We start from the raw sequence: 25,173 nt of genomic DNA on the forward strand, positions 1-25,173 counted from the left end.
AATTAAATGTTTTGCAAAGATATGGGTTATTTTAAACTTTTAGGTAGGACCTCTTTTAATTTATTTCTTCTTAAATAAAAGACAATAGGATAGAAAATTAGAATTAAAAAAGTAGAAAAAAAGCTTTTTGTGAATAAGGTAGATTCTACCAATTTAAAAATTTTAGAAATAGCAATTCTTTCTTGGAAGAAATAGATAAAATACACAAACCATGAAATTGCACTTAATTGAATACTAATTTCTGCAAATTCTGGTAATTTATTATTTCTAAAAACAAAGAATAAAATTAAAGAACATAAGCCTATAAAATAGAAGATTATTGATATAGCACTTGTTGCTTTGTAATCTTTGTACAGAGTAAAAAATGTATTTCTGTTTTCAGATTCTATTTCAATAAAAGTTTCTTGAGTTTCTTGGCTGTTTTTGCTTTTTGTAAATTTTGTAGTAACTAATTTTTTTAGAGGCTCTATTACATGGTCAAATTCAAATAATCCACGATCTTCGGTAGCTCTTTTTGTTAAATATATTCCTAATGGCAACATAATTAGTGTGGAAAACCAAGACGCAAAAACAGGATTTAAGCTACCATCTTTTGCGCTGTTTTTGGCAAAAATACCAATAAAGTGATATGTTAAAAACAACAAAATGGCAACAACCATAGGAAGTCCAATTCCACCTTTTCTAATTAATGCACCTAATGGAGCACCAACAAAAAATAAAATAATACATGCAAAGCCTAAAGCTAATTTTTCATGAAGTGCAATAATGTGTCTATTTAACCAAATGCTTTTTGTTTTAAGTCCTTTTTCTTTGTTTTCAATTATTTGTGTGGTGCTTTTAAAGGAATTTGAAGCTAAATCTATTAATTGTACTTTATCCTTATAATTAAATAAGTCTAATACAGCACCATTATAAATAGTATCTTTTTTTACTGAAACACCTGTATTTATTGTTGGGAATGTGGTTCTGTTATATAAATTGTTAGCTAACTCTTTAATGTTATTTTCTCTGTCAATTTTTAAAGTATCTATAGTGTAGCTTAAGTCTGTAATATTAAGCATATTGTATTTATCGCTAATGTTTTTTTCCTCTAGGTCGATATTGTTAAGGTTAGATAAATCAACGTTAATAGTATACTTTTCAAAGTAACTTTTAGTCATTGGTCTTTTCTGCCTTTGTTTATGATCCTTTGGAGGCGTATCATCATAAAAATAGCCATCAAATAGAATGAGTTGCAATATATCTGAATCTTTTTCACCTAGAAGCTCTCCATTTTTAGAATAGATAGTGGTGTAATTTCCAGATTGACCTTTAGACTTTTTATGAATTAAGACTTCTTCTAAAAATTGACCTCTTTCACCACTTTTTTTAGCAACTTTAATATTATACTCGCTACCAACCTCGTTAAATTGTCCTTCAGCAATTACCATTGCAGGTTTTAATTTAGCTATGTTTTTCCTAAGATTATAGGAATTATATTCTGCCCAAGGAATAACATTGTTTGAGAAAAAGAAAGTTGTAATACCTAATGCTACTATAAAGACACTAAGTCCTGCCATAGCTCTTTGAAGTGAAATACCAGTTGATTTCATGGCAGCAAACTCGTAGTTTTCTGCAAAATTACCAAAGACCATTATGGATGCTAAAAGAATGGTTAGTGGTAGAACAAGAGGAATTAATTTTGGTGAGAAATAGAGTAAAAACTTAGCAACCACAACCATATCTAAATCTTTTCCAGCAAGCTCTTTAATATAAAGCCATATGGTTTGTAAAACAAAAATCAGCATGAGAATTACAAACACGCTGATAAAAGTTTTTAGGTAAGAGGTTAGTATGTATCTATCTAAAATTTTCAAAAGTTACTTAATCCAATTTGTTTATATAATAGTCTTTATACTTGTTCTTATCAAAAGTAAATAAGGATTTCGATATAGGTTCGTTTGTTTTAAAAGAATTAACAGTTAATGTAGTTTTAGTGCCATTTTTGCCAACTTCAATTAAATTGTATATGTGTTTTGTTTGCGCATCTATTCCTAGTAGCACATTTTTAATTTCGGAATTGGAATCTATAGGTGTTAATTTTACATACTGTATTTTTCTTCCTTTTACATCTTGAATAATGTCCATTTTGTAGGAGTAACCATCTTCATAAAACGATAGCATTTTACTTGGCGTAATGTTACTGTCTTCATTAGAGACATCCGATGAAATTGTTACTTCTTCATCATCAGGACTGATGCTATATAACGTTTTACCATCGAAGATACGTGTGGCTCCTAAAATGTTTAATCGGTATTTATCTCCTTGCATAACAACATCTCCACGAGTTTCCTGTTTAATATTTTCAGCAGAGTTATCTAATACATATTTAAAATCTAGCGAAATGTTTTCGTAGCTTTTTGCTTTTTGCGAAACTTCGTCTAAAAGCGCTTTAGCTTTAGTGTCTTGCCCAAATGAAATGGCGTAAATGAAGAGGGTAAAAATTACTGTTATTTTTTTCATTTAATAAAATTTTAATCATTCCCTTAGTACTACCATAAGACAGACCAGATAGGAAATTTATTTAATTAATTTGTTTCATTTTCTAAAAGTTGATCTAGTGCTACTAAATCTGGAACTAAAACTTGTCTCGCTTTACTTCCTTCGAAACCACCAACAATTCCAGCAGCTTCTAGTTGATCTATTAATCTTCCTGCACGATTATAACCTAATTTTAGTTTACGTTGCAATAAAGAAGCAGAGCCTTGTTGAGCTGTTACAATAATTTCGGCAGCTTCACGAAAGAGTTTATCTCTGTCTAAGATATCTATATCAAGACTTGTGCCACTTTCCTCACCAACATATTCTGGAAGTAGGTATGCATCTGGATATGCTTTTTGCGAACCAATAAAGTCTGTAATTTTTTCAACTTCAGGTGTATCTACAAACGCACATTGAATACGTATCATATCGTTACCTTGAGTAAATAGCATATCTCCACGTCCAATTAGTTGGTCTGCTCCAGAACCATCTAATATTGTTCTAGAATCTATTTTACTTGTAACTCTAAAGGCAATTCTAGCTGGGAAATTTGCTTTAATAATACCTGTAATAACGTTAACAGATGGTCTTTGAGTTGCAATAATTAAATGAATTCCAATAGCACGAGCTAACTGAGCTAATCTGGCAATTGGTGTTTCAACTTCTTTTCCAGCTGTCATTATTAAATCGGCAAATTCATCTACAACTAAAACAATATAAGGTAAAAATTGATGACCATCGTTTGGGTTTAGCTTACGTGCTTTAAATTTTGCATTGTATTCGGCAATGTTTCTACATAAAGCATTTTTAAGCATCTCGTAACGGTTATCCATTTCAATACAAAGGGAATTTAATGTATTAATAACCTTGGTGTTATCTGTAATTATGGCTTCTTCGCTATCTGGAAGTTTTGCTAGATAATGACGTTCTATTTTATTGAATAATGTTAACTCAACTTTTTTAGGATCTACTAAAACAAACTTAACTTCGGCAGGATGCTTTTTGTAAAGTAAGGAAGTTAAAACAGCATTAAGTCCTACAGATTTTCCTTGTCCTGTTGCTCCAGCCATTAGTAGGTGAGGCATTTTTGCCAAGTCTACAACAAAAGTTTCGTTGCTAATGGTTTTTCCTAAAGCTATTGGTAATTGCATTTCTGATTTTTGAAATTTCTGTGATGCAATAACTGAGCGCATTGAGACTATAGTCGAATTCTTATTAGGCACTTCTATACCAATGGTTCCTTTACCAGGAATTGGTGCAATAATTCTAATTCCTAAAGCTGAAAGAGATAAAGCTATATCGTCTTCTAAATTTTTAATTTTTGAAATTCTAATACCTGCATCAGGTACAATTTCGTATAATGTAACCGTTGGTCCAATGGTAGCTTTTATGCTTGCAATACCAATTTTGTAGTTGTTTAAGGTTTCTACAATTCGGTTTTTATTTTCTTCAAGTTCTTCTTGATTGATAGTAATCCCTTCAGTTTCATACTTTTTTAATAAATCTAATGAAGGGAATTTGTAATTGCTAAGCTCTAAAGTAGGATCGAATTGACCAAAATCTTCAACTAATTTATTAGATAAGTTATCGGTTTCAGATAGTTCTTCTGCAACTTCTTCAACTTCAATAGTCATTTCTGGCTCTACTTTTTCTTCAATTTTTACAGTTATGGGTTTTGCTTTTTCGGTTTCTTTAGGTTCTTCGTCTTTATCTTCAACAGATAACTCAAATGCAGATTTTATATCTTCAGCTTCAGCAGTTAAGTCGTTGTCAATTGGAATTGAAACGTCTTCATTTGAAGTTTTAAAGTCTTGTTTAATATCTTTTGATGCTCTTTGAAACAGATTCTTAAAAGTTTCAGCAGTCACTTTAAACCTAATAGCTAAATATGTAATTAGAAGAAAAACAAGTAGGAGAGAAGTGCCGATTTTACCTAAATAGTCTTGTAGGAAGGTATTCATTTCTAAACCAATAGTACCACCTAATATATCTAAAGTATTAGCAAAAAAACCAAATAGAATAGACAACCAGATTACAATAAAGGTTCCCCAAAACCAATGAGTTCTTAATTTACTGAGATTTGAATTTGTTAAAATAAATACACCAGAAAGGAATAAGAGTCCAGAAAAAATAAATGAAGCAACTCCAAATCCTCTATAAATAAAGAAGTCGCTTAACCAAGCTCCTGTTTTATTTAACCAGTTTTCAGTTTTTACATCTCTGGTTGAAAATTCGGTTAATGTGCTTTGGTCTGCTTTTCCAGTAAAAATATAAGATACAAAGGCAACAAAAAGTAAAAGTCCTAAAATTGATAAAAAGCTACCCAATATCAGTTTTTGCTGACTAGACATTTTAAAACTTGGGGCTTTAATTTTAGGTTTGCTTGTTTTTTTTGTTTTATTTTTTGCCATACGTATTGTTTGTAAAAAACAGAAATCTAATTTTAATAAAAGTCAAGATTGCATTGTTTCCACAATGCAACAAAAATACAAATTACTAACGTTTATCCTAGTCCTAAAAGTATTTAAAAAATCTTAGGAAAATAAATGATGCAACCAATGATTATTGCTACAACTGCAAATATAAAAACAGCTCCAGCAGCAAGGTCTTTTATTAAACCAATTTTTGTATGAAATTCTGGATGTATAAAATCTGCAATTTCTTCAATGGCAGTATTTATGCCTTCAATAGAAATTATTAATCCAATAATTAGTGTTTGAATAATCCATTCTGTTGCACTCAGTCCAACAAAAAAGCCAATAACTGTCATTAAAACGCCAATAAATACTTGAACTTTAATGCTAGACTCGGTTTTTATTAAAAGCACTGCGCCTTTAAAAGCATATTTTATGCTTTTAATTCTATTTATTAAAAACGATTCTTTTTTATTCATTTAGTAAAGCATATAAGCATGCTTTATAGTTTGGTTCATCTACAATTTCTGGAACTTGTTCGGTATATGTTACAATTCCGTTTTCATCAAGAACAATAACACAACGAGAGTGTAATGCTTCAAGAGGACCATTTATAAAATCTAAACCATAAGCTTTTCCAAAGCTACCATCTTTATAATCAGAAAGCATTAAAACATTATTAAGACCTTCTGCACCACAAAAACGTGCTTGAGCAAATGGCAAATCTCTTGAAATACATAATACTTTTGTGTTTTCCATTTCTGAGGCTTCTTTATTGAATTCTCTAACTGATTGCGCACAAGTACCTGTGTCAATGCTTGGAAAAATATTTAAAACAACTTTGTGTCCTTCAAAATCTGATAGAACTTGTGTTGATAAATCTGTAACTGTTAATTTAAAGTCTGGTGCTTTTGTTCCAAGTTTTGGAAGCGTTCCAGATGTTTGTATTGGGTCTCCATGTAAGGTTACTGTTGCCATAATTTGTTTTTTTAATTTATAGTTAAAAGTAATGATTATTGATTAAAACAAAAAGCCTTTTCTAGTTAGAAAAGGCTTTTATAATTTGATATTTTTTTAAATGAATATTATTTATCAATAGAACCAAGTACACGTTTCATAAAACTATTTAGCGCTTCTTTCTTAGGAGTACCATCTTTAACCATTTTATTGACTTCGATGGCTCCATACATGTTTGAAATAAGCTCTCCAATAACATCTAATTCCTCATCTTTTAATGAAGGAACTTCAGTTAAAGATTCAAGAGTTTCAATAGTTTCAATAACAAAATCCTCATCGTTTTCTTCAATGAATTGTGTTAGGTGTTTTATTAATGGTAATTTCATTTAAAATTAATTTAAGGTATTAACTAAATCTTTTAAAATTTCAAATTTGTTTGTTTGCACCTGATTTACAAAATCTCCCTTTTTGAAAGTCGCAAAGGTTGGTAAATTATCAACTTTTGCTAGTTTTCTTGATTCTGGAAATTTTTCAGCATCTGCAATTACAAAAGTTGTTTGATCCATTTCTGAAGCTAATTTTTTGAATTTAGGCTTCATAATTCTACAGTTACCACACCAAGTTGCTGAATATTGAACAACAACTGTGTCGTTATTATTAATAATCTCTTGAAGATTATCTTGTTCTAATTCTTGTACCATATTTTTTAAATATTTCAAATTCCCTGTCTTGCCGACAGGCAGGCAAATTTCAACTTCAAAATTCCAAAACAATATCAATTGGAATTTTTAATTTATTGATTTAATGAGAGGCTAAGTACTCAGCAGTTCCTTTAGCATTAGCTTTCATAGCATCTTTTCCTTCTTCCCAGTTAGCTGGACAAACTTCTCCATGATTTTGAACATGAGAATATGCATCAATTAAACGTAAAAACTCATTGACGTTTCTTCCAACTGGCATGTGATTAATACCTTCATGGAATACTGTTCCTTCTTCGTCTATTAAATAAGTAGCTCTATAGGTTACATTGTCACCATCAACAGTAACAATTCCAGTCTCTTCATTATATTGTTCGTTTGTAATATCTAAAATTCCAAGTGTAGCAGCAAGATTTCTGTTTGAATCAGCTAAAATTGGATACGTTACACCTTCAATTCCACCATTATCTTTTGGAGTGTTTAACCACGCAAAGTGTACTTCAGGAGTATCGCAAGATGCACCAATTACAATGGTATTACGTTTTTTGAATTCTTCCATAGCTGCTTGGAAAGCATGTAATTCTGTTGGGCATACAAAAGTAAAGTCTTTAGGATACCAAAATAAGATTACTTTTTTGTTGTTATTTATCGCTTCTTCTAGAACGTTCACTTTAAAAGTGTCTCCCATTTCGTTCATTGCGTCTACGTTTAAATTTGGGAATTTTTTACCTACAAATGCCATGTGTATTATGTTTAAATATTAATAAATTTCTTTAATGCAAATATAGCCTAGATTAGGATTATTAAAGGCTAATAAAATCTTAATTTTTTATTGTGTTATAAGTTTTACTTATGATAAAAATAAAAAACAATAAGAAAATTCTATTTTGAAGAAAGTTGTTTGATTTTAATCTGTAAAGCTGCAAAGAATAGTGTAGTAAAAGGGCTAAGCCAGTTAAAAATTGCATAAACAAAATAATCTGCAACACTAACACCTAACACACCAGATTGATAAGCGCCACAGGTATTCCATGGTATTAAAACAGAGGTAACAGTCCCAGAATCTTCTAAAGTTCTACTTAAGTTCTCTGGAGCTAAGCCTTTATCTTGATAAGCTTTTTTAAACATTTTTCCTGGAATAACTATGGCTAGATATTGATCGCTAGCTATGGTATTTAATCCTAAACAGCTTATTACAGTACTTGCAAATAAGCCAAATACAGTTGTAGCAACAGAGAGTAAAGCCCTTGTAATTCTAGAAAGCGCACCAATAGCATCCATAGTACCACCAAAAACCATAGCGCAGCAAATTAAAAAGATAGTCCAAAGCATCCCTTTCATACCACCAGCAGAGAATAAGTCATTAAGCTTTTCATTGTCTGTAGTAATTTGAGTATCGGTAAAAATAGCATTGATTATCGAGCCAAATTTAGAAGATGCTAATCCGTCTAAAATATTTGGTTGAAAAATAAAAGCAAAAACAGCAGCTAGTAATACACCAGCTCCTAAAGCAATTAATGGTTTTGTTTTTAATAATATAAGCGCAATTACTGCCAATGGAACAATAAATAAAAGTGGTGTAATATTAAATGTTTTACCAATACTGGTTAATAAACTACTTAAATCTGCATTTCCAGTAGTATCGATAGACATACTTATAATACTAAATGTAATAAGTGTAATAATAATGGTTGGAACTGTAGTTAGAGACATATATCTAATATGAGTAAACAAATCTGTTCCTGCCATTGCTGGAGCTAGGTTTGTTGTATCACTTAATGGCGACATTTTATCACCAAAATAGGCTCCAGAAATAACAGCTCCTGCAATCATTCCAGTGTGAATTCCTAAAGCACTTCCAATTCCAATTAAAGCAATACCAACGGTCGCAGAAGTGGTCCAAGAGCTACCTGTAGCAATAGAAATAACGGCACATATAATTACTGAAGCAGGCAAGAATATAGCAGGACTTAATACTTGTAAACCATAATATACCATAGCAGGTATAACACCACTTACTAGCCAAGTTCCAGCCAAAGCTCCAACTAAAAATAATATCATAATAGGAACAAAGACACTTTTTAAGTTTTCCCATATTTCTTTCAGCATGATGCCAAAATTAACTTTATTAAAAAAACCAACAATAGCAGCAATACCACCACCAATTAATAAAATAAACTGATTAGAATACTCACCTAAGGCTTCACCATCTGCAACAAAAATGTTATAAGCTAACATCATCATTAAAAGAACAACTGGAATTAATGCTTCCCAAATATTAAGTTCCTTATTTTCAATAATTGTTTGATCTTCGATTTCAATTTCGGAAAGATTTTTATCGTCTTGCATTGCTTAAGTTAGTTTTTAGGATTGTAATGTTACGATTTTCACTTTAAGTATGCAAAAAAAAACTATTTAAGAGAGTTACAGTAATATTTAATTTTGACAAATACTTATGATACCTTTTTTTAATTAAAATTAAAATATTTAAATTATAGGTATCCTTCACTTTTTATGATCTTAACTTGTCAATGACTAAACAATTAAAAAGCTTATACACGATAACTAAATTATTGCCTAGTTTATCGAAATAACCTTTTTTTAAAATAGAATTAAATATTTGTATTATATCTTTGATTTACAATTATTTTAGTCATGAGTTTTCAGAAAGTTATCATGCTTTTTTGTATTATTAATCTCTTTTCTTTTGAGTTTTCTGCACAAGTTGGAATTGGGACAACATCTCCTCATGCTTCTTCGGTTTTAGAAATTAATAGTTCAAATTCAGGTATTCTAATACCTAGAATAGCTTTAACGTCTTCTACAGATGTTGTTACTATTCTGGCTCCAGAAGTAAGTTTATTAATATATAATACAAACACAGTAATAGATGATATTACTCCAGGTTTCTATTTTTGGGATGGAAACCAATGGGATAGGGTTAATAAAGAAATTGAATTGGTTTATGGTGAAATATACAAATCTCAATCTGCTTCTTTACAACTATTAAATAGTAGTGTGCCAATTGAGTTTGGTTCTGTAGGTGTTAATCAAGGTGTAACAGCAAACAGTAATAGTTTTCAAGTTTCTCAAGCAGGAGTATATAGAGTTACTTATTCAATTTCGGTCTATAAATCAGGTGGTGGCCCAATTACTTTGGGGTTTTGTTTAGCTACTGGTTTTACTACTGCTGATCGGATTCCAGGTTCTTTTTGTCATTCGAATTTAGATGCTACAAAAGAAATAAATTGTGTTATGAATAAGATTATTCATTTAAACGCAAATCAATCAATCTATCTTTTTCCAGATATTACAAATACAAACGTAAGGGTAAAACCAAATTCTGCTACCATGAATATTGAATTGATAAAAGCTGATTAGATTCTAGATTAAAATAATTATTATTTTAATCTATACAGTTTATTCAATGTTATAACTGAAAATCTCTATGATATATACAATAAGAAGGTTTGAATAATTCCAATTGATGATTCTAAAATTTGACCAGTCTATAAATATTGAATAGATTATCTTTTTGTTATGTATGTTTGTATTTAAATGGATTCACTTACTCAAATAGTTTTAGGTGCTGCGTGTGGCGAAGCAGCTCTAGGAAAAAAAATAGGGAATAAAGCCTTATTGTTTGGTGCTATTGGTGGAACCATTCCAGATTTAGATGTCTTTGTTGGTAATTGGCTTTATGGCAACGAAATTGACGCCATGTTATTTCATAGAGGCTTTATGCATTCCATATTATTTTCTGTACTAGGAGCCCTTTTTTTTGGATGGCTTTTTTACAAATTATACAATACTGGAAAACGTAAAGACACTACCAATTTGAAAGCTTGGATATGGTTATTCTTTTTATCGTTATTTACACATCCTATCCTAGATTGCTTTACGCCTTATGGAACGCAACTTTTTGCTCCATTTAGTAAATATCGCGTAGCATTTAATAATATTTCTGTAGTTGATCCTATTTACACTTTACCTTTCTTGTTCAGCATCCTTGTGATGATGTTTTATAAACGAAATTCTCAAAATAGGGCACTTTGGTTAAGGTTAGGAATAGGTGTTAGTTCAGCATATATGCTCTTTACATTTGGGAATAAGGTTTATATGGATTCCATTTTTAGAGCATCGTTAAAACAAGAAGGCATTGCATATCAACGTTATTTTACCCAACCTACAATTTTTAATAATGTCCTTTGGTATGGGACTGTTGAAACGGAAACATACTACTATGTAGGTTATTATTCTCTCTTGGATAATGGTAATAGATACTCAGATTGGACTAAAATACCTAAAGTTAGAGATTTAACAGCTGATGATTTTAAACGTGTCGAAAGATTGGCTTGGTTTAGTAATAACTATTATAGTATCTATAAGATGGATAATAACTTGTATAAGTATAATGATCTACGCTATCCTTTAACAAATAAGAACAATCCTAATTCTTCTGTTTTTAGTTTTGTGTTATTTAATGATAATGGAAACTTAAATATGAAACCCTTTCAACGAAGTGAAGATAATGTTTCTGAAACCTTAACAGTACTTTGGGAACGATTGAAAGGAAAAAAATAATAGTGCTTTAGAATTGAGCTAAAGCACTATTTAAAAATTATAATTTCTATATGATTTTTATGCCTTTAAAATAGAAAGTGAAATCATACATTCACGCATGGTGTTATATGTACGATCAATATCTGCATCTAGGCCTATTGAAAAACGAATTAAACCATCGCTTAATCCCATTTCTTTTTGTTCGTCTTCAGGAATTTCAGAAGAGGTTGAGCTTCCAGGAGCAGAGAATAAGGTTTTATAAAAACCTAAACTTACTGCTAAATATCCTAGGTTTTTTTCTTGCATTAACTCCATTAAAGCATTGGCTTTATCAATAGAACCTACGTCTATTGTTAACATACCACCAAAGCCATATTTTTCGTTCATCATAGACTTGAATAAACTATGTGAAGGATGTGAGGCTAATCCAGGATAAACCGTTTTTAATCCTAATTTTTCAAATTTTTCAGCTAAATACGTAGCATTCAAACTGTGTTGTTGCATTCTAATATGAAGTGTTCTTAAATTCTTTAAAACTGATGCTGCTCTTAAACTGTCCATAGTAGAACCTAAAAGCATACAAGCACCATTGTTAACGTTACGTAAATCGTTTATAAATTCTTGTGTACCACAAACAACACCACCAACTGTGTCGCTTGAGCCGTTGATGAATTTTGTTAAACTATGGATTACGATATCTGCTCCTAATTGAATTGGTGAAATAGAAAGAGGAGAAAAGGTATTGTCAACAATTAATTTTAGGTTGTGCTTTTTAGCTAATTTGGCAAGCCCTTCAATATCTGCTACTTCCAATAATGGATTACTAACAGATTCGCAATAAAGCACTTTGGTATTTGGTGTAATAGCTGCTTCAACTACATCTAATTTTGTGATATCAACAAAACTTGTTTCAATATTAAATCTTGGCGTAAAGTTCTTTAGAAAAGCGTAAGTACCACCATAAATGGTTCTACTAGAAACCACATGGTCTCCTGCACCACAAAGCTGCATGATTACTGGAGTAATGGCTCCCATTCCTGAGGCTGTTACATTAGCCGTTTCTGTGCCTTCCATTGCAGCTAAAGCTTCACCTAAATATAGATTTGATGGTGAAGAATGACGAGAATATAAATAACAACCATCTGCATTACCTTCAAAAGTATCAAACATGGTTTTTGCTGAAAGAAAAGTGTAAGTAGATGAATCTGAAATGGAAGGATTAACGCCTCCAAATTCTCCAAAATATTGTAGATCCTGTATGTTGTTTGCTGGTTTAAAAGCCATAATATTATTAATTTAAGTTAAATGTGATGTAAAAATGGTGATTAATAGGCAATATATCAATAGAGGTAATTTTCTTTAGATAATAAATCTATAAATAGATATATTTGTAGATTAATAATAAGTTTAAAATGTTTGTAATTCACTTAAACTGAAAATTTTTCAAAATGACTTTCGATGCGATTGATAAAAAATTACTAGCCTTATTGCAGGCAGATAGCAAACAAACCAATAAGCAGCTTTCTTTAAAATTAAATCTATCAGTAACAGCAGTTTACGAACGGATTAAAAAACTGGAGAATAATGGCGTTATTTCTAAATATGTGGCTTTAGTTAAGAAAGATAAAGTAGAAAAAGATTTTGTTGCATTTTGTCATATTAAGCTTATACAGCACTCTCAGGCTTATGTGGTTAAATTTGAAAAAGAGGTTGCCAATTTAGAAGAAGTATTGGAGTGTTATCATATTAGTGGCGATTACGATTACCTTTTAAAAGTAATTGTGGAAGACATGGAAGCTTTTCGAGAATTTATGGTGAATAAACTTACGTCCATAAACCATATTGGTAGTACACACAGTATGTTTGTAATAAATGAAGTAAAACATACCACTGCTATAACTGTTTAATTATGAAATCTACCACGTATAAACTAATTGAGTTTTTTATAGTTTTTATATTAATACCTATCAGTTTTACTCTTGATTATTCAATTTGGTTAAAACTGGCTATTTGTGTACTTGGGTTTATATATGTGGTATTTGTATTATTAAAGGTTGAAAACAATAAATTTAAAATTGCAACGTATCTTAATTGGAAGTTATTTTGGAAACAGACTATTGTTAAGCTAACTGTTATAGCTATTTTGACAACTCTTTTTGTGTATTTTACAGATAAAGAATCATTGTTTCAAGTTGTACAAAACAAGCCATTAAAATGGCTGATTATTTTATTTGTTTATAGCGTTTTTTCAGTATATCCTCAGGAATTAATTTTTAGAACATTTTATTTTCAAAGATTTCAAACCTTTTTTAAAAACAAAAACCTGTTTATTTTCATTAATGCTATTGTATTTTCATTAGCACATTTGTTTTTCCGAAACACCTTAGTATTAATCATGACTTTCTTGGGAGGTATTCTATTTGCGCTCACTTATTCAAAATTAAAATCTACTCTATTGGTTTCAATTGAACATGCCATTTATGGATGTTGGTTATTTACTGTTGGAATGGGAGAGATGCTTGGGTTTCCTTCGTAAAGTAGTAATATTTCTAAAGTTGATACTTTTTAAATCTATATTAATACTGCAAAGGGATTTTTATTATAGTAATAACACCCTTTTTCGATTTTAATGTTTTAAAGGTGAAACTATAGTCAGTATTGTAAAGGGTTTTCAATCGTTCAATACTGTTTTTAATTCCTATGCCTTCATTTCTTTTTTTGTTTTTATCTAATATTTTACCATTATTCTCAATCTCTAAAACAAGGTTATTCTTCTTTTTATAAATATTGATTTTTATTTCTAAATCGGTATGCTCTGCCGAATAGCCATGCTTAATAGAGTTTTCAATGATTGGTTGAACCATTAAACTTGGTATTAAAGCATTCTTGACATCGTCTTCAATGTCTATTTTAATAGATAAATGATCAGAAAATCGAATAAGCATGATTTCCATGTATTTTTCAAGAATCACTAATTCTCTGCTTAGAGGTATGGTGTCTTCATGTTTAATAACAATAATTTCTCTTAAAAGATCTCCTAAATAAGAAATCATGTTTTGTGCTTTACCAGGATCTAGAGAGATTAAAGATGAAATACTATGTAAAGTATTAAATAAGAAATGAGGGTCTAATTGAGCCTTTAACATTTCTAATCTGGCATTTGTTACCTGTTGAGTTAATTGGACTTTCTGTAATTCTATTTTTACAATTTTATTAATATAATAATAGCAATATATAATGCTAACAAAGCCAACGTAGCCTAGAAAATGAAGATTTGAACTGGCAACAGCTTCTATGAAAAAGTCTTTAATATTTATGGAATCTAAGGTTTTTTGATTTGTGATAATTTGGTATGCATATAAGAAAATATACATCGTAATAATGTAAAGCATTGATAATACAAAATGTATAAGAATTACATATTTCCATTTATAATGCCTGTCGAATGTTAATTTAGTAATGAGTATTATTAAAATAATAACAGGGGGAATAATAAGCAGGTTTGTAACGAGTGGATCAATTATAGTTTCCTTCCAATTTAATCTGCCATAGACTCCTAAATTATTTAATTTTAAAACGATTCCTCTTGAAATTAAATAGATGTGATACAGTAAGACATAGCCTAACAGAATGTAGAATAATTTTTTATCTATATACTTTTTCATTTTCTTAGGCCTATTTTTTTTAAAAAGTCCTTTTTATAACTTCTACTTATTCTAAACTGTTTTAAATCTTTCATTTTAACATCTATTTCACCAAAATTAGATTTAATAACTTCCTTAATATATTCAATGTTTATAATAGTAGAGCGATGAATTCTGCTAAATTGATTATCAGGTAATTCAAGCATCATATTTGACATGGAATTACGAAGTAAATATTTTTTATCGGTTGTGAATATTTCTATATAGCTATTTGAAGCTGTTATGTAATTAATATTATTTGCTTCTATAAATGTTGTTTTATTTTTTAATGGAATTGGGATTGTTTTTTTTGTTGAGACTACTTTTTGTTCCTTAGGCTGTATATATTCAAGTAGAGACTGGATTTTATGTTGCAAAAAATCTGTGTCATTAGACTTAAAGGTTTCTAATACTTTGTTTATAGATTTATAAAATCTGTCTTCACTAAAAGGTTTTAATAGATAGTCAAAAGCAAAATAATCAAAGGCTTTTAGAGTATACGTGTCAAATGCAGTAGCAAAAATAACTAAATGAGAGTTTATAGAGATAGCTTCTAAAACATCAAAACCAGTCATGTCCTTAAGTTTAATATCTAAGAAAATTAAATCTGGTATATGCAGATTAATTAATTCTACAGCTTCTTTTCCTGTGCCACACTGCCCAACAATTTCAAATTCAGTTCTAGGAATCAATAATCTTTCAATCATCAATCTAGCTAAAGGCTCATCATCAATTATTAAGGTAGAAATTTTCATTTATAGTCAATATAAAAACAGTGATTTAAAATAGAATTAGTCCAATTTATATAAAAAAAACGGATAATCTTTAATATGGAATATGTCTTATTTTAGGTAAAATGTTATTCACTACAAAATAACAGTAGTTGACAACAAAATTCTAGCAGTTAACATCATTTCCAATAAAATCACCCATAGAAGTTAATAATTTTAAAAAAGCAATCAGGTCGATTGTGCTATTAATTTAACGGATTATTAATTAAATAACAGATTATGAAAAATTTTTACATCTTGCTACTAGTATTGTTTACAATTAGTGCAAACTCACAAACAGTTACTACTTATTTAAATTCCCCAGATGCTACTGTAGACGATGATTTAGTTTTAGATTCTCAAGGAAATCTATATGGTTCTAATTTTTACGGAGGTAACGTTTATAAAATCACTCCAGATGGAAGCTCATCACTATTTGTGTCAGGATTAATTTATGCAAATGGTTTAGCAGTAGATTCAGAAGACAATGTTTATGTTAATGCATATTTAGAAGGGTCTATTAACAAATACGATAGCGATGGTAATTTACTTCAAATATTCCCAATTGGAGATGGTTATCCTTCTGGGCTTATTAAAGCGTATAAAAGCGATAATATGGTGTTTACAGATGTTGGAGATAACAGTATTAAAGAATTGTCAACTACAGATGGCACTGTAAGTGTGCTAACAGGTGGGGAAGGCCTATTAAACATACCAGTAGGTATTGTTTATGGTCCTAAAGGAGATTTATATATAGGAAACTATATTGGAAGAGAAATCTATCGTTTACCAGCAAAAGGTGGTGACTTGGAGTATGTTGCTACAGTTCCTGCCCCAAATAATTATGTGCCATATTTAGCCTTTATTGCTTATGCACAAGGATCTTTGTATGGAACAGTTTACGGAGAGCATAAAATTTATAAAATAAACCCACGAAATGTTGATGATGTAGAAATATATTCAGGTAGTGTTTTTGGAAATACGGATGGACATTTGTCTGAAGTAACATATGCGTTTCCAGCTGGTATTCTAGCAAATCAATCTGGTAATACTTTGTATGTTTCAGAATTTGATGGTAATGGTAATATTAGAAAAATTACTAATGGAAATGCGTATGGAAACAATTCAAGAATGGTCGAAAACACGTTGCGTATAGAAACATATCCTAATCCAGCTACAGATTATATCAATATAGTAAGTCATTCAGATTCTGAGAAAAAATCCAATAACTTATTTGATATAAAACTTTATAGTATCTCAACAGGTCTTGAAGTGCTAAGCCAAGAAGCTGTTGATATTAATGGTAAGTATTCTTTGTCCTTAATAGGATTACAAACAGGATTATATGAGCTAATTATCTCAAATGATGAAGCTAAAAAGTCAAGTACCATTGTTATAAATAGAAAATAAGTTTTAATATTGATAAGAGAAACTATAATACTTAATAATACCTAGTTGACTTAATTTTAATTTAATTTTAAAATTAATTTGGAACGCTTCTCTTCAAACCTGTGCTATCTATTGCTATTAGTTATATACTTTAGTAATAGTTAGCACTTTGGTTTTTTCTATACTAAAACAATCAAAAAAATCATGAACTGTCATTCGCTATTCATAAATCAATATTGTATTTTTGTACTCGTTTAAAAAACTATGTCATGCTGAGCTTGTCGAAGCATCTTTATTAATATTTAATACAATTATATGAATTCATACGATGTAGCCATTATTGGTTCTGGTCCTGGAGGATATGTAGCAGCTATTCGTTGCGCACAGCTAGGAATGAAAACTGCCATTATAGAAAAATATCCAGTTCTTGGAGGAACTTGCCTAAATGTAGGTTGTATTCCAAGTAAAGCCCTTTTAGATTCTTCTCATCATTATGAAGATGCTGTGAAACATTTCGAAGAACATGGAATCGATATTCCAGGAGATATAAAGGTGAATTTAAAACAAATGATTGCCAGAAAACAATCAGTTGTAGATCAAACTACAGGTGGTATTGATTTCTTAATGAAGAAAAATAAAGTGGATGTCTATCAAGGTTTAGGAAGCTTTAAAGATGCCACACATATTACTATTAAAGGTGAAGAAACTACTGAAATAGAAGCGAAAAACACGATTATTGCTACTGGAAGTAAACCTTCAAATTTGCCATTCATAAATATTGACAAAGAGAGAGTTATAACTTCAACTGAAGCGTTGAAACTTACCGAAATTCCAAAACACTTAATCGTTATTGGTGGAGGTGTTATAGGTTTAGAGCTTGGACAAGTTTACAAACGTTTAGGAGCAGAAGTTTCTGTTATTGAATATATGGACAGAATTATTCCAACTATGGACGCTGGCTTGTCTAAAGAATTAAACAAGGTCTTAAAGAAGCAGAAATTCAAAATTAATGCCTCTCATAAAGTAAAATCTGTTGAAAGAAAAGGTAATGAAGTTATAGTAAAAGCAGATAATAAAAAAGGCGAAGAAATAGAATTTAAAGGCGATTACTGCTTGGTATCTGTTGGACGTCGTCCTTATACAGATGGCTTGAATGCTGAAGCAGCAGGTGTTATATTAAACAACAGAGGTCAAGTGGAAGTTAATGACCACTTACAAACCTCAGCTAGTAATATTTATGCCATTGGAGATGTTATAAAAGGTGCTATGTTAGCTCATAAAGCTGAAGAAGAAGGTGTTTTTGTAGCTGAAACCATAGCAGGACAAAAACCACATATTGATTATAACTTAATTCCTGGTGTGGTTTATACATGGCCAGAAGTTGCTGCTGTTGGACAAACAGAAGAGCAACTTAAAGAGGCAGGAGTAGATTATAAAGTTGGACAATTCCCTATGCGTGCTTTAGGTAGAAGTAGAGCTAGTATGGATTTAGATGGTTTTGTGAAAATTCTAGCAGATAAAACTACAGACGAAATTTTAGGAGTTCACATGATTGGTGCACGTGCTGCAGACATGATTGCTGAAGCTGTGGTAGCCATGGAATACAGAGCTTCAGCTGAAGATATCTCTCGTATGTCTCATGCGCATCCAACATTTACAGAAGCCATTAAAGAAGCTGCTTTAGCTGCAACAGGCGATAGAGCTTTGCATATTTAACAAATTCCTGCAAAAGCAGGAATCTCATAATAAAAAGCCACCAATAAGGTGGCTTTTTATTGTTTATAACTGTTTATAACTTCAATAGGGATTCACTATTTAAAATTTTAATTTAGCTTCTGTCTGTCGGCGAATAGGTGTCATCAGATATAAAACATTGAAAAGATTTCTTATCAAGTCGTTTTTTAGAAATTTATAAAGTCACTTACAAAAGTATTATGACAAAGAAAAAAACAAAACGAATTTTTAAAATTGTATTAATAGTAGCAACCATATCCTCCTTATTTTTTGTGCCATGGCTTTTAGTTAAAGCATGGATACTTCCACTACCAGATGCGATTCAGGAACAGATGGACAAAGCTATAGGTTATGGATTTGATGGTATGATAGTTTATGTGGACCAAGCTGGTAATCCACCTCAGTATTTTGCTTCTGGGTGGCACAATCGAGAAACTAAGGTGCCTGCCAAACCAAACGCACTTTTTAAACTTGCCAGTATTAGCAAGCTATATGATGCTGTGGCTGTTACCAAATTGGTGAGTGATGGACAGCTTTCTCTTGATAAAACCATTGCTGATTATTTACCGGAACTTGAAGGAAGAATCGAAAACTCAAACAAAATATCTTTGAGATTGATGTTACAGCATAGAAGCGGCATTCCTAATTTTACAGACGCTCCAAATTTTTGGGCTGCTCCAACTGAGACCTATGAAGAAAGTCTTGCATTGATTCTAGATAAGTCGGCCAACTTTGAACCAGGTGAAGACTATGAATATTGTAATACAAATTATCTTTTAATCAATAAGATTATGGATGACGTACTAGGTTATAATAACTTTCAATTTCTTGAGGAAGAAATACTCATGCCGCTAAATCTTAACAATACCTTCGGTTCACTCAAAGAAGTGAATTTGAAGGATGTAATGAGTGGCTATCATGTTGGACATCCCTTTGATTTAAAAGAAGACGAACATGGCATGTTAGCAACAGCAGAAGACGTAGGTATTTTCCTAAGAGCATTGAATGATGGATCATTGTTTGAACCAGGAGAACAGGAAATATATGCCTCTATTTATAAATATGAACATGCAGGTTGGGTTCCTGGATATCAGAGTTTTGCTAAATATCACGAAGACCTTAATGCTGTAATTGTTGAGTTTTATAGCACTACTGATCCTAAATTGTACAATTGGAACTTATCAGAAATCATAAATAATAGAATTGTTAAAATACTGAAAAGACAACAAAGGTCTGAATAATGTATAAAAGGAATTAAGGTGCTCTTTTTTTTAACGATAAACGAAACTTATTTTTTTAATATTTCTCCAACAACTCCAAAACCTCCTTTTTATAGCTTCTACTAATAGTTAAAGCTTGTCCATGAATAACAATATGCTCATTGGTAAAAGAAGATATATGTGCCAAAGCTATAATAAACGATCTGTGGATTCTAATAAATTGCTTGTTAGGTAGTTTGGCCTCAATAGCACTTATGGTTTCACGAGTGACAATAGTTTCATTAGCTAAATGGATTTTTATATAATCGCTAAAACTTTCAATGTAAATAATGGCATCGAAATCAATTTTAATCATACGCCTGTCTGAACGAACGAACATAAAATTATTGCTTTCTATTTCTAGAGTTTCGTTGTTTTTAGAATCACTATAAACTTCAAAATAGGTGTTTACAGCTTTTAACAAGCGTTCAAAGGAAATGGGTTTTAGTAAATAATCAACAGCTTGAAGCTCAAAACCTTCCACTGCATAATCTCGATAAGCTGTAGTAAAAATAATTTTTATGTTTTTGTTTATGGACTTAGCAAAAGCAATTCCAGAAATTTCAGGCATGTTAATATCCAGGAACACCAAATCAATGTCGTTATTACTAATCTCATTAAATGCTTCCATGGCATTGCTGCAACTTGCCACGATATGGATATTGCTTATTTTAGAGAGATGTGTAGCAATAATTTCTCTGGCAATGGCTTCGTCATCGACAATTAAACAGGATATTTTTTTAGTTTTACTCAATTACTTTGTACTTAATGATAAGTTTACTTTAAATAGGTTTTTTGAATCGTCTATGTTTAGTTCATATTTGTTTTTGTACAGTAAATCCAAGCGTTTTTGCATATTTTCTAAACCAATACCATTATCACTGGTTACCGATTTGGAGCTTGTATTTTCAATAGAGAAAACAATATGTTCTTCAGTACAAGATAAATCAATTTTAATAGTTAACACACCATCTTTTATATGACCATGTTTAAAACTATTTTCAATAAAAGGCAGTAGGAGCATAGGAGCAATTTGAGCGCTTTCTAAGATGTTTTCAGTATGGAAAGTGACATCCAACGTGTTGTTAAATCGCAATTTTTCAAGCTCAATATAATCTTTTATATGATTTATTTCTTCAGTAAGTAACACAAAAGGTTTATCTACTTGATAGAGCAAATAATCTAACAAGTTTGAGAGTTTTAAAATCATTTCAGGTGTTTCATCAGCTTTTTTTAACGCAAAACCATACATGGTATTCAAAGTATTAAACAAGAAATGTGGATGAATTTGCATTTTTAGGTAATTCAGTTCCTGTTCTTTTAGTTTTAGTTGCGTTTCTAGAATTTTAGTTTCGAGTTTCTTAGTGTTTTCGGCTTGAATTAAATTCAATTTTAACAATTTAAAAGCGCTAACAACTACAACTACCAAATACACGCTAGTTGTTACCAACAAGATGTTTCTGGTAATGGGATTCATGTCGGTATATTCAAAATTAGCCAGATAAATCAGGCTAAAAAAAATAGAAACCATAATAAGATAACCCGAAATAATCAATGTATATAAACTGTATAGACCAAATTGCCAATAACGTTTTGTTACTAAATATTCTGGTATTAATTTATAAATAGATACGTAAGTTGTTGCAATGGTTACAGGCATTAAAAACAACGAAAATAGCAAGGTGTTATTAAAATTATCACTCCCAGAACCAAAAAAATATGTAAAGAATAAAAGTACTGCGCACCAAAAGAAGATGTGAAGAATCGCACGTGCTATTGTTTTTAATATGGTTTTTCTTGTAAACATACAGTTTCTTTAAAATACAAATATATTTTGGTTGTTTAATATCTTGTAGTCTCGTCACCCTGAAATTATTTCAGGGTCTCATAATTGTATGATTTTATGCGATTCTGAAATAAGTTCAGAATGACGACAATCAACATAAAATTCTTTTAAATACATTTTAAGCTACAATAATACCATATTTTTTAAGTGATTTCATTTTTTGTAGATGAATGACGGAATTAGCAAGGGTTTCAGCAGATTGTCAAATCCATTACTAATTTGGTTGTTTATCGCATTTAAGTTTTTTATCCAAACTTCTCCAGTAAGTTTGACACATCATTAATTTAAAACCATCAGTTATGAAACTATTAGTATTATTTCCAGAAGCAGTTATTACATTAAATCCTTTAGCAGATCGATTTAGCGAAGGAGGCTTTTTTATGTTTCTAATTTTAATCTGCCTACTATTGTCATTATTCTTTATTGTGAAAGGTTTTTTAAGTTTAAAATCTAATATACCAACTTCCAAGCGCATGCTTCAATTAGCTGTAGATACAAGTCTTTTAGGTCTAGTTATGGGCTTTTTTGCTTCTGTACTTGGATTAATTACAGCTTTCGATTCTATTGAAGCCATGGGAAATGCCGATCCATCTATTTTTGCAGGAGGACTTAAAGTGTCTCTATTAACTGCAACTTTTGGCTTATTTACTTTTATTATTGCTAGAATTGGAATTGTTGTTTTAAGAGGATTACAAAAGGACTAATTAACATAAATCAATCAAATCGATATGCGAACAGTTGTATTTATTTTTATTTGTGTTTTTTTTCAACTAACAGTTAATGCACAAACAGAATACTTGTATCAAGTAGGAAAGAAAGATAGTTTATATTCAAGCGTACTTAACGAATCTAGAGATATTTATATTCAAGTTCCTGAAAGTTATCAATCAAATACAGAAGAGACTTATCCTGTTGTTTATATATTAGATGGCGATGTACTCTTGCCAACTGTAGTTAATGTTCATGATTATTACAGTGGAGGTTTTATGCCAGAAATGATTATAGTTGGTATTTCTAATGCTGAAAACAGAACGAGAGATTTAACAACATCTAAAATCACATCAAGACGTGGAATACCTTATAATGAAGAAAATGGCGAAGCAGATAATTTCCTAGAGTTTATTGAAACTGAACTTATACCTTATGTAGAAGGAAAATATCCAGTTACTAATTATAGAACATTAATAGGTCATTCGTATGCAGGATTGTTTACAATCTATACCTTATTAAATAAACCTGAATTATTTGAAAACTATATAAGCATCGATCCAAGTTTAGATTGGGACGACCAGAAATTATTAAAGCAAGCTGAATCTATTATTCTTAAAAATGATTTCAAAGGGAAAGGTTTGTTTATGTCTTTAGGTGGTCAATTACACATGCAAAATGCTGATATAACCATAGACAACGTCATGCAAGACACATCAGAATATACGTTGTTTGCACGTTCCAATATGATGTTTTCAAATGTTATAGAAGAAAACCCGGAAAACTCCTTGTTTTATAAGTGGCAGTTTTATCCTAACGATTTACATGGAACTATTCCACAGCCTTCTATAAAAGATGGTTTGATAACACTTTTTGAATGGTTTCAAATGGAAAGCATGGACAAAATCAATAGTCCAGAAACAGCCATAGAAGAATTGTTAAACGTTATTAATCATCGGGAAGAAAAATTGTATGACCACTTTGGTTATCAAACACCTCCATATCCAGAATTTTTATTTAATATGTTAGGTTATATGAATATAGATATGGAACAATTAGACAAATCTAAAATGTATTTTGAACAAGCTATTAAATATTACCCAAAAAGCGCTAATGCTTATGATTCTATGGCAGATTATTACGAAGCTATAACTGACTATAAAAACACTTTAAAATATGTAGCTTTAGCCTATAAGATAAGTGGTAACGACTACCATAAAGAGAGATTAGAAAAGCTTAAAGCTCGAAACTAAACAGAGATATCATTATATTTCAATTAATTGCGAATTATATAAATACTGACAATCAGTTTTGTATATGATTCGCTTTTTTATTTGTTATTGTTTATAATTAGTGTAATAGAATTTTCCTATATACTTGGTCAAGTAATAAAAATTGAAGATATTAGACGTTAGTTAATAATTTATGTTATTAATTATTTGAATAATTATGTTGAATTCAAAGCTAGACTTATGTATGGTATAAGTTATTGTTAGGAAGGTTTTGATTAAACAAGGTTATTCTAGTCCCTTTTTAGAAATGAAAAGGGACTTTTTTTGTTATTTTGAATGGTTTTAATTGTAAAAGTCTTTTTTGATTGAAATTGGATATTAACTGCAAAATAAAAGATATAAAGTCTATATTTATAGTACAAAATTTAAGCTAAACGTCAAACGATGCCTATAGAAAACATACCAGAAATCTATATTAAAGACAAAGAAAAACGGCCTGATTTATTTGTCTATGATTTTAAAATGACCAATGATGTAGTTAAAAGCAAGGTCAATCTTGGGATGAATATGTTTAGCTTTCTACAAGTTGGTAAAAAGCAAGTCCATTTTGCAGGTACTGCAGTTGCTGTAAATAAAGAACAATCTCTATTACTAAAAAAAGGAAACTGGCTCTGGACGGAATTATTAGACACTGAAGCAATATATTATTGTAAACTTTTCTTTTTTTCTGAAACGAAACTTAAAGAGTTTCTAGAAAAGCACACAAGAAATGTAGCAATAGTAAAAGACGAAATACCATTTTTTATAATCAGAAATGACGCATATATCACGTCTTATTTAAACTCATTATCTACCATAAGTGATGCACCAGCTGTTTTTATGGAAAATCTACTGTCTGTAAAGTTTGAAGAATTAATGCTTTATTTACTTCAGAAATACGGAAGAAAATTTGAACTTTATCTGTATTCTTTAATCGCTTCAGAAACATCTCCCTTTAAAAAGATTATAGAAAATAAGATTCATTCTAATTTAAAACTTGAAGAAATAGCCTTTTTATGCAATATGAGTTTATCTACTTTTAAACGGCAATTTATTAAGGAATACAATGAGTCTCCTGGAAAATGGCTACAAAACAAAAGGCTTCAAAATGCCAAAAATCTTTTAGAACAAGGTAAGTTAAAGCCTTCAGACATCTATTTGGATTTTGGTTATAACAATCTTTCAAATTTTAGTATCGCTTTTAAGAACAAATTCGGATTTAATCCTAGTGAAATCTCTTCTTAATTCTTCAAAAACTTCATTTTCAAACTTGACCTTTTTTCATAAGTTATTGAACTGTTTTAGTAATTAGATGTCTTATCTCTCATAGTATATTTGCATCACAATAATAACAAAACTAA

The 25,173-nt window shown here is 30.4% G+C and carries 24 protein-coding genes; 10 read left to right on the forward strand and 14 right to left on the reverse strand.

All coding sequences use genetic code 11. From position 1 onward, the window contains the following. Positions 1 to 26 precede the first annotated feature (26 nt). The 9 genes from LX78_RS05080 to nhaC form a co-directional block, all read right to left on the reverse strand. A complete protein-coding gene (locus LX78_RS05080) occupies positions 27 to 1,787 on the reverse strand; it encodes an LptF/LptG family permease (RefSeq protein WP_245881478.1) in 1,761 nt (586 codons plus the stop codon). Between the two features lie 76 nt (positions 1,788 to 1,863). Further along, a complete protein-coding gene (locus tag LX78_RS05085; protein WP_109681563.1) occupies positions 1,864 to 2,502 on the reverse strand; it encodes a LolA family protein in 639 nt (212 codons plus the stop codon). Positions 2,503 to 2,567: 65 nt separating this feature from the next. Then, complete coding sequence (locus LX78_RS05090; RefSeq protein ID WP_109681564.1) at positions 2,568 to 4,931, reverse strand: DNA translocase FtsK; 2,364 nt, start codon at positions 4,929 to 4,931, stop codon at positions 2,568 to 2,570. Positions 4,932 to 5,044: 113 nt separating this feature from the next. Further along, positions 5,045 to 5,413: a diacylglycerol kinase gene (locus LX78_RS05095; protein ID WP_109681565.1), complete on the reverse strand. Its 369-nt coding sequence runs from the start codon at positions 5,411 to 5,413 to the stop codon at positions 5,045 to 5,047. Then, a complete protein-coding gene (gene tpx / locus LX78_RS05100) occupies positions 5,406 to 5,912 on the reverse strand; it encodes a thiol peroxidase (protein ID WP_109681566.1) in 507 nt (168 codons plus the stop codon). The genes LX78_RS05095 and tpx overlap by 8 nt, the downstream gene beginning before the upstream one ends. A 107-nt stretch (positions 5,913 to 6,019) precedes the next feature. Continuing rightward, positions 6,020 to 6,277 (reverse strand): DUF6952 family protein, encoded by a 258-nt coding sequence (locus tag LX78_RS05105; RefSeq protein WP_109681567.1) that lies wholly within the window; start codon positions 6,275 to 6,277, stop codon positions 6,020 to 6,022. Between the two features lie 6 nt (positions 6,278 to 6,283). After that, positions 6,284 to 6,592: a thioredoxin family protein gene (locus tag LX78_RS05110; RefSeq protein WP_109681909.1), complete on the reverse strand. Its 309-nt coding sequence runs from the start codon at positions 6,590 to 6,592 to the stop codon at positions 6,284 to 6,286. Between the two features lie 100 nt (positions 6,593 to 6,692). Further along, positions 6,693 to 7,331: a peroxiredoxin gene (locus LX78_RS05115; protein ID WP_109681568.1), complete on the reverse strand. Its 639-nt coding sequence runs from the start codon at positions 7,329 to 7,331 to the stop codon at positions 6,693 to 6,695. A gap of 140 nt (positions 7,332 to 7,471) precedes the next feature. Then, positions 7,472 to 8,938 (reverse strand): Na+/H+ antiporter NhaC, encoded by a 1,467-nt coding sequence (gene nhaC / locus LX78_RS05120; RefSeq protein ID WP_109681569.1) that lies wholly within the window; start codon positions 8,936 to 8,938, stop codon positions 7,472 to 7,474. A 306-nt stretch (positions 8,939 to 9,244) separates the two neighbouring features. On the opposite strand from nhaC, the gene LX78_RS05125 reads away from it, so the two are divergent. Both LX78_RS05125 and LX78_RS05130 read left to right on the forward strand, forming a co-directional pair. Then, positions 9,245 to 9,970, forward strand: coding sequence for a hypothetical protein (locus tag LX78_RS05125; protein WP_109681570.1), 726 nt, complete (start codon positions 9,245 to 9,247; stop codon positions 9,968 to 9,970). A 177-nt stretch (positions 9,971 to 10,147) separates the two neighbouring features. After that, positions 10,148 to 11,173 carry a metal-dependent hydrolase gene (locus LX78_RS05130; protein WP_109681571.1) on the forward strand — a complete coding sequence of 342 codons (1,026 nt, stop codon included), beginning with the start codon at positions 10,148 to 10,150 and terminating at the stop codon, positions 11,171 to 11,173. Positions 11,174 to 11,230: 57 nt separating this feature from the next. Here the strand turns inward: LX78_RS05130 and LX78_RS05135 are convergent, their stop codons facing one another. Continuing rightward, positions 11,231 to 12,436 carry an aminotransferase class I/II-fold pyridoxal phosphate-dependent enzyme gene (locus LX78_RS05135; RefSeq protein WP_109681572.1) on the reverse strand — a complete coding sequence of 402 codons (1,206 nt, stop codon included), beginning with the start codon at positions 12,434 to 12,436 and terminating at the stop codon, positions 11,231 to 11,233. A gap of 164 nt (positions 12,437 to 12,600) precedes the next feature. On the opposite strand from LX78_RS05135, the gene LX78_RS05140 reads away from it, so the two are divergent. Then, positions 12,601 to 13,059 (forward strand): Lrp/AsnC family transcriptional regulator, encoded by a 459-nt coding sequence (locus LX78_RS05140; RefSeq protein WP_109681573.1) that lies wholly within the window; start codon positions 12,601 to 12,603, stop codon positions 13,057 to 13,059. Positions 13,060 to 13,061: 2 nt separating this feature from the next. Continuing rightward, entirely contained in the window at positions 13,062 to 13,688 is a 627-nt protein-coding gene (locus LX78_RS05145) for a CPBP family intramembrane glutamic endopeptidase (RefSeq protein ID WP_109681574.1), read from the forward strand. Positions 13,689 to 13,728: 40 nt separating this feature from the next. Here the strand turns inward: LX78_RS05145 and LX78_RS05150 are convergent, their stop codons facing one another. After that, positions 13,729 to 14,817 carry a sensor histidine kinase gene (locus LX78_RS05150; protein WP_109681575.1) on the reverse strand — a complete coding sequence of 363 codons (1,089 nt, stop codon included), beginning with the start codon at positions 14,815 to 14,817 and terminating at the stop codon, positions 13,729 to 13,731. Further along, complete coding sequence (locus LX78_RS05155) at positions 14,814 to 15,590, reverse strand: LytR/AlgR family response regulator transcription factor (RefSeq protein ID WP_109681576.1); 777 nt, start codon at positions 15,588 to 15,590, stop codon at positions 14,814 to 14,816. The genes LX78_RS05150 and LX78_RS05155 overlap by 4 nt, the downstream gene beginning before the upstream one ends. Before the next feature lie 255 nt (positions 15,591 to 15,845). On the opposite strand from LX78_RS05155, the gene LX78_RS05160 reads away from it, so the two are divergent. From LX78_RS05160 to LX78_RS05170, 3 genes are all read left to right on the forward strand, one after another. Further along, positions 15,846 to 17,015 (forward strand): T9SS type A sorting domain-containing protein, encoded by a 1,170-nt coding sequence (locus LX78_RS05160; RefSeq protein WP_109681577.1) that lies wholly within the window; start codon positions 15,846 to 15,848, stop codon positions 17,013 to 17,015. A 294-nt stretch (positions 17,016 to 17,309) separates the two neighbouring features. Next, complete coding sequence (lpdA, locus tag LX78_RS05165; RefSeq protein WP_109681578.1) at positions 17,310 to 18,710, forward strand: dihydrolipoyl dehydrogenase; 1,401 nt, start codon at positions 17,310 to 17,312, stop codon at positions 18,708 to 18,710. Positions 18,711 to 18,928: 218 nt separating this feature from the next. Next, on the forward strand, positions 18,929 to 19,969 hold the full coding sequence (locus LX78_RS05170; protein WP_109681579.1) for a serine hydrolase domain-containing protein: 1,041 nt from the start codon (positions 18,929 to 18,931) through the stop codon (positions 19,967 to 19,969). Between the two features lie 55 nt (positions 19,970 to 20,024). Here the strand turns inward: LX78_RS05170 and LX78_RS05175 are convergent, their stop codons facing one another. Both LX78_RS05175 and LX78_RS05180 read right to left on the reverse strand, forming a co-directional pair. After that, on the reverse strand, positions 20,025 to 20,741 hold the full coding sequence (locus LX78_RS05175; protein WP_109681580.1) for a LytR/AlgR family response regulator transcription factor: 717 nt from the start codon (positions 20,739 to 20,741) through the stop codon (positions 20,025 to 20,027). Next, positions 20,742 to 21,794, reverse strand: coding sequence for a sensor histidine kinase (locus LX78_RS05180; RefSeq protein ID WP_109681581.1), 1,053 nt, complete (start codon positions 21,792 to 21,794; stop codon positions 20,742 to 20,744). It abuts the gene before it with no gap. A 338-nt stretch (positions 21,795 to 22,132) separates the two neighbouring features. On the opposite strand from LX78_RS05180, the gene LX78_RS05185 reads away from it, so the two are divergent. The 3 genes from LX78_RS05185 to LX78_RS05195 all read left to right on the forward strand — a co-directional run bounded on the left by LX78_RS05185 (position 22,133) and on the right by LX78_RS05195 (position 25,057). Continuing rightward, entirely contained in the window at positions 22,133 to 22,537 is a 405-nt protein-coding gene (locus LX78_RS05185; protein WP_109681582.1) for a MotA/TolQ/ExbB proton channel family protein, read from the forward strand. 24 nt (positions 22,538 to 22,561) lie between these two features. Next, positions 22,562 to 23,794: an alpha/beta hydrolase-fold protein gene (locus LX78_RS05190; protein WP_109681583.1), complete on the forward strand. Its 1,233-nt coding sequence runs from the start codon at positions 22,562 to 22,564 to the stop codon at positions 23,792 to 23,794. A 423-nt stretch (positions 23,795 to 24,217) separates the two neighbouring features. Continuing rightward, on the forward strand, positions 24,218 to 25,057 hold the full coding sequence (locus tag LX78_RS05195; RefSeq protein ID WP_109681584.1) for a helix-turn-helix domain-containing protein: 840 nt from the start codon (positions 24,218 to 24,220) through the stop codon (positions 25,055 to 25,057). Positions 25,058 to 25,173 lie beyond the last annotated feature (116 nt).

It is taken from the genome of Xanthomarina spongicola (genome assembly GCF_003148645.1).
Classification (GTDB): domain Bacteria; phylum Bacteroidota; class Bacteroidia; order Flavobacteriales; family Flavobacteriaceae; genus Xanthomarina; species Xanthomarina spongicola.

Bases quoted from the DNA above. Each gene is read 5' to 3' on its own strand.
- LX78_RS05140 (WP_109681573.1), top strand. From the start codon at position 12,601: ATGACTTTCGATGCGATTGATAAAAAATTACTAGCCTTATTGCAGGCA.
- LX78_RS05145 (WP_109681574.1), top strand. From the start codon at position 13,062: ATGAAATCTACCACGTATAAACTAATTGAGTTTTTTATAGTTTTTATA.
- LX78_RS05095 (WP_109681565.1), bottom strand. From the start codon at position 5,413: ATGAATAAAAAAGAATCGTTTTTAATAAATAGAATTAAAAGCATAAAA.
- nhaC (WP_109681569.1), bottom strand. From the start codon at position 8,938: ATGCAAGACGATAAAAATCTTTCCGAAATTGAAATCGAAGATCAAACA.
- LX78_RS05110 (WP_109681909.1), bottom strand. From the start codon at position 6,592: ATGGTACAAGAATTAGAACAAGATAATCTTCAAGAGATTATTAATAAT.
- LX78_RS05185 (WP_109681582.1), top strand. From the start codon at position 22,133: ATGAAACTATTAGTATTATTTCCAGAAGCAGTTATTACATTAAATCCT.
- LX78_RS05170 (WP_109681579.1), top strand. From the start codon at position 18,929: ATGACAAAGAAAAAAACAAAACGAATTTTTAAAATTGTATTAATAGTA.
- LX78_RS05135 (WP_109681572.1), bottom strand. From the start codon at position 12,436: ATGGCTTTTAAACCAGCAAACAACATACAGGATCTACAATATTTTGGA.
- LX78_RS05180 (WP_109681581.1), bottom strand. From the start codon at position 21,794: ATGTTTACAAGAAAAACCATATTAAAAACAATAGCACGTGCGATTCTT.
- LX78_RS05160 (WP_109681577.1), top strand. From the start codon at position 15,846: ATGAAAAATTTTTACATCTTGCTACTAGTATTGTTTACAATTAGTGCA.
- LX78_RS05080 (WP_245881478.1), bottom strand. From the start codon at position 1,787: ATGCTGATTTTTGTTTTACAAACCATATGGCTTTATATTAAAGAGCTT.
- LX78_RS05130 (WP_109681571.1), top strand. From the start codon at position 10,148: ATGGATTCACTTACTCAAATAGTTTTAGGTGCTGCGTGTGGCGAAGCA.
- LX78_RS05115 (WP_109681568.1), bottom strand. From the start codon at position 7,331: ATGGCATTTGTAGGTAAAAAATTCCCAAATTTAAACGTAGACGCAATG.
- LX78_RS05090 (WP_109681564.1), bottom strand. From the start codon at position 4,931: ATGGCAAAAAATAAAACAAAAAAAACAAGCAAACCTAAAATTAAAGCC.
- lpdA (WP_109681578.1), top strand. From the start codon at position 17,310: ATGAATTCATACGATGTAGCCATTATTGGTTCTGGTCCTGGAGGATAT.
- LX78_RS05105 (WP_109681567.1), bottom strand. From the start codon at position 6,277: ATGAAATTACCATTAATAAAACACCTAACACAATTCATTGAAGAAAAC.
- LX78_RS05190 (WP_109681583.1), top strand. From the start codon at position 22,562: ATGCGAACAGTTGTATTTATTTTTATTTGTGTTTTTTTTCAACTAACA.
- LX78_RS05195 (WP_109681584.1), top strand. From the start codon at position 24,218: ATGCCTATAGAAAACATACCAGAAATCTATATTAAAGACAAAGAAAAA.
- tpx (WP_109681566.1), bottom strand. From the start codon at position 5,912: ATGGCAACAGTAACCTTACATGGAGACCCAATACAAACATCTGGAACG.
- LX78_RS05125 (WP_109681570.1), top strand. From the start codon at position 9,245: ATGAGTTTTCAGAAAGTTATCATGCTTTTTTGTATTATTAATCTCTTT.
- LX78_RS05150 (WP_109681575.1), bottom strand. From the start codon at position 14,817: ATGAAAAAGTATATAGATAAAAAATTATTCTACATTCTGTTAGGCTAT.
- LX78_RS05085 (WP_109681563.1), bottom strand. From the start codon at position 2,502: ATGAAAAAAATAACAGTAATTTTTACCCTCTTCATTTACGCCATTTCA.
- LX78_RS05155 (WP_109681576.1), bottom strand. From the start codon at position 15,590: ATGAAAATTTCTACCTTAATAATTGATGATGAGCCTTTAGCTAGATTG.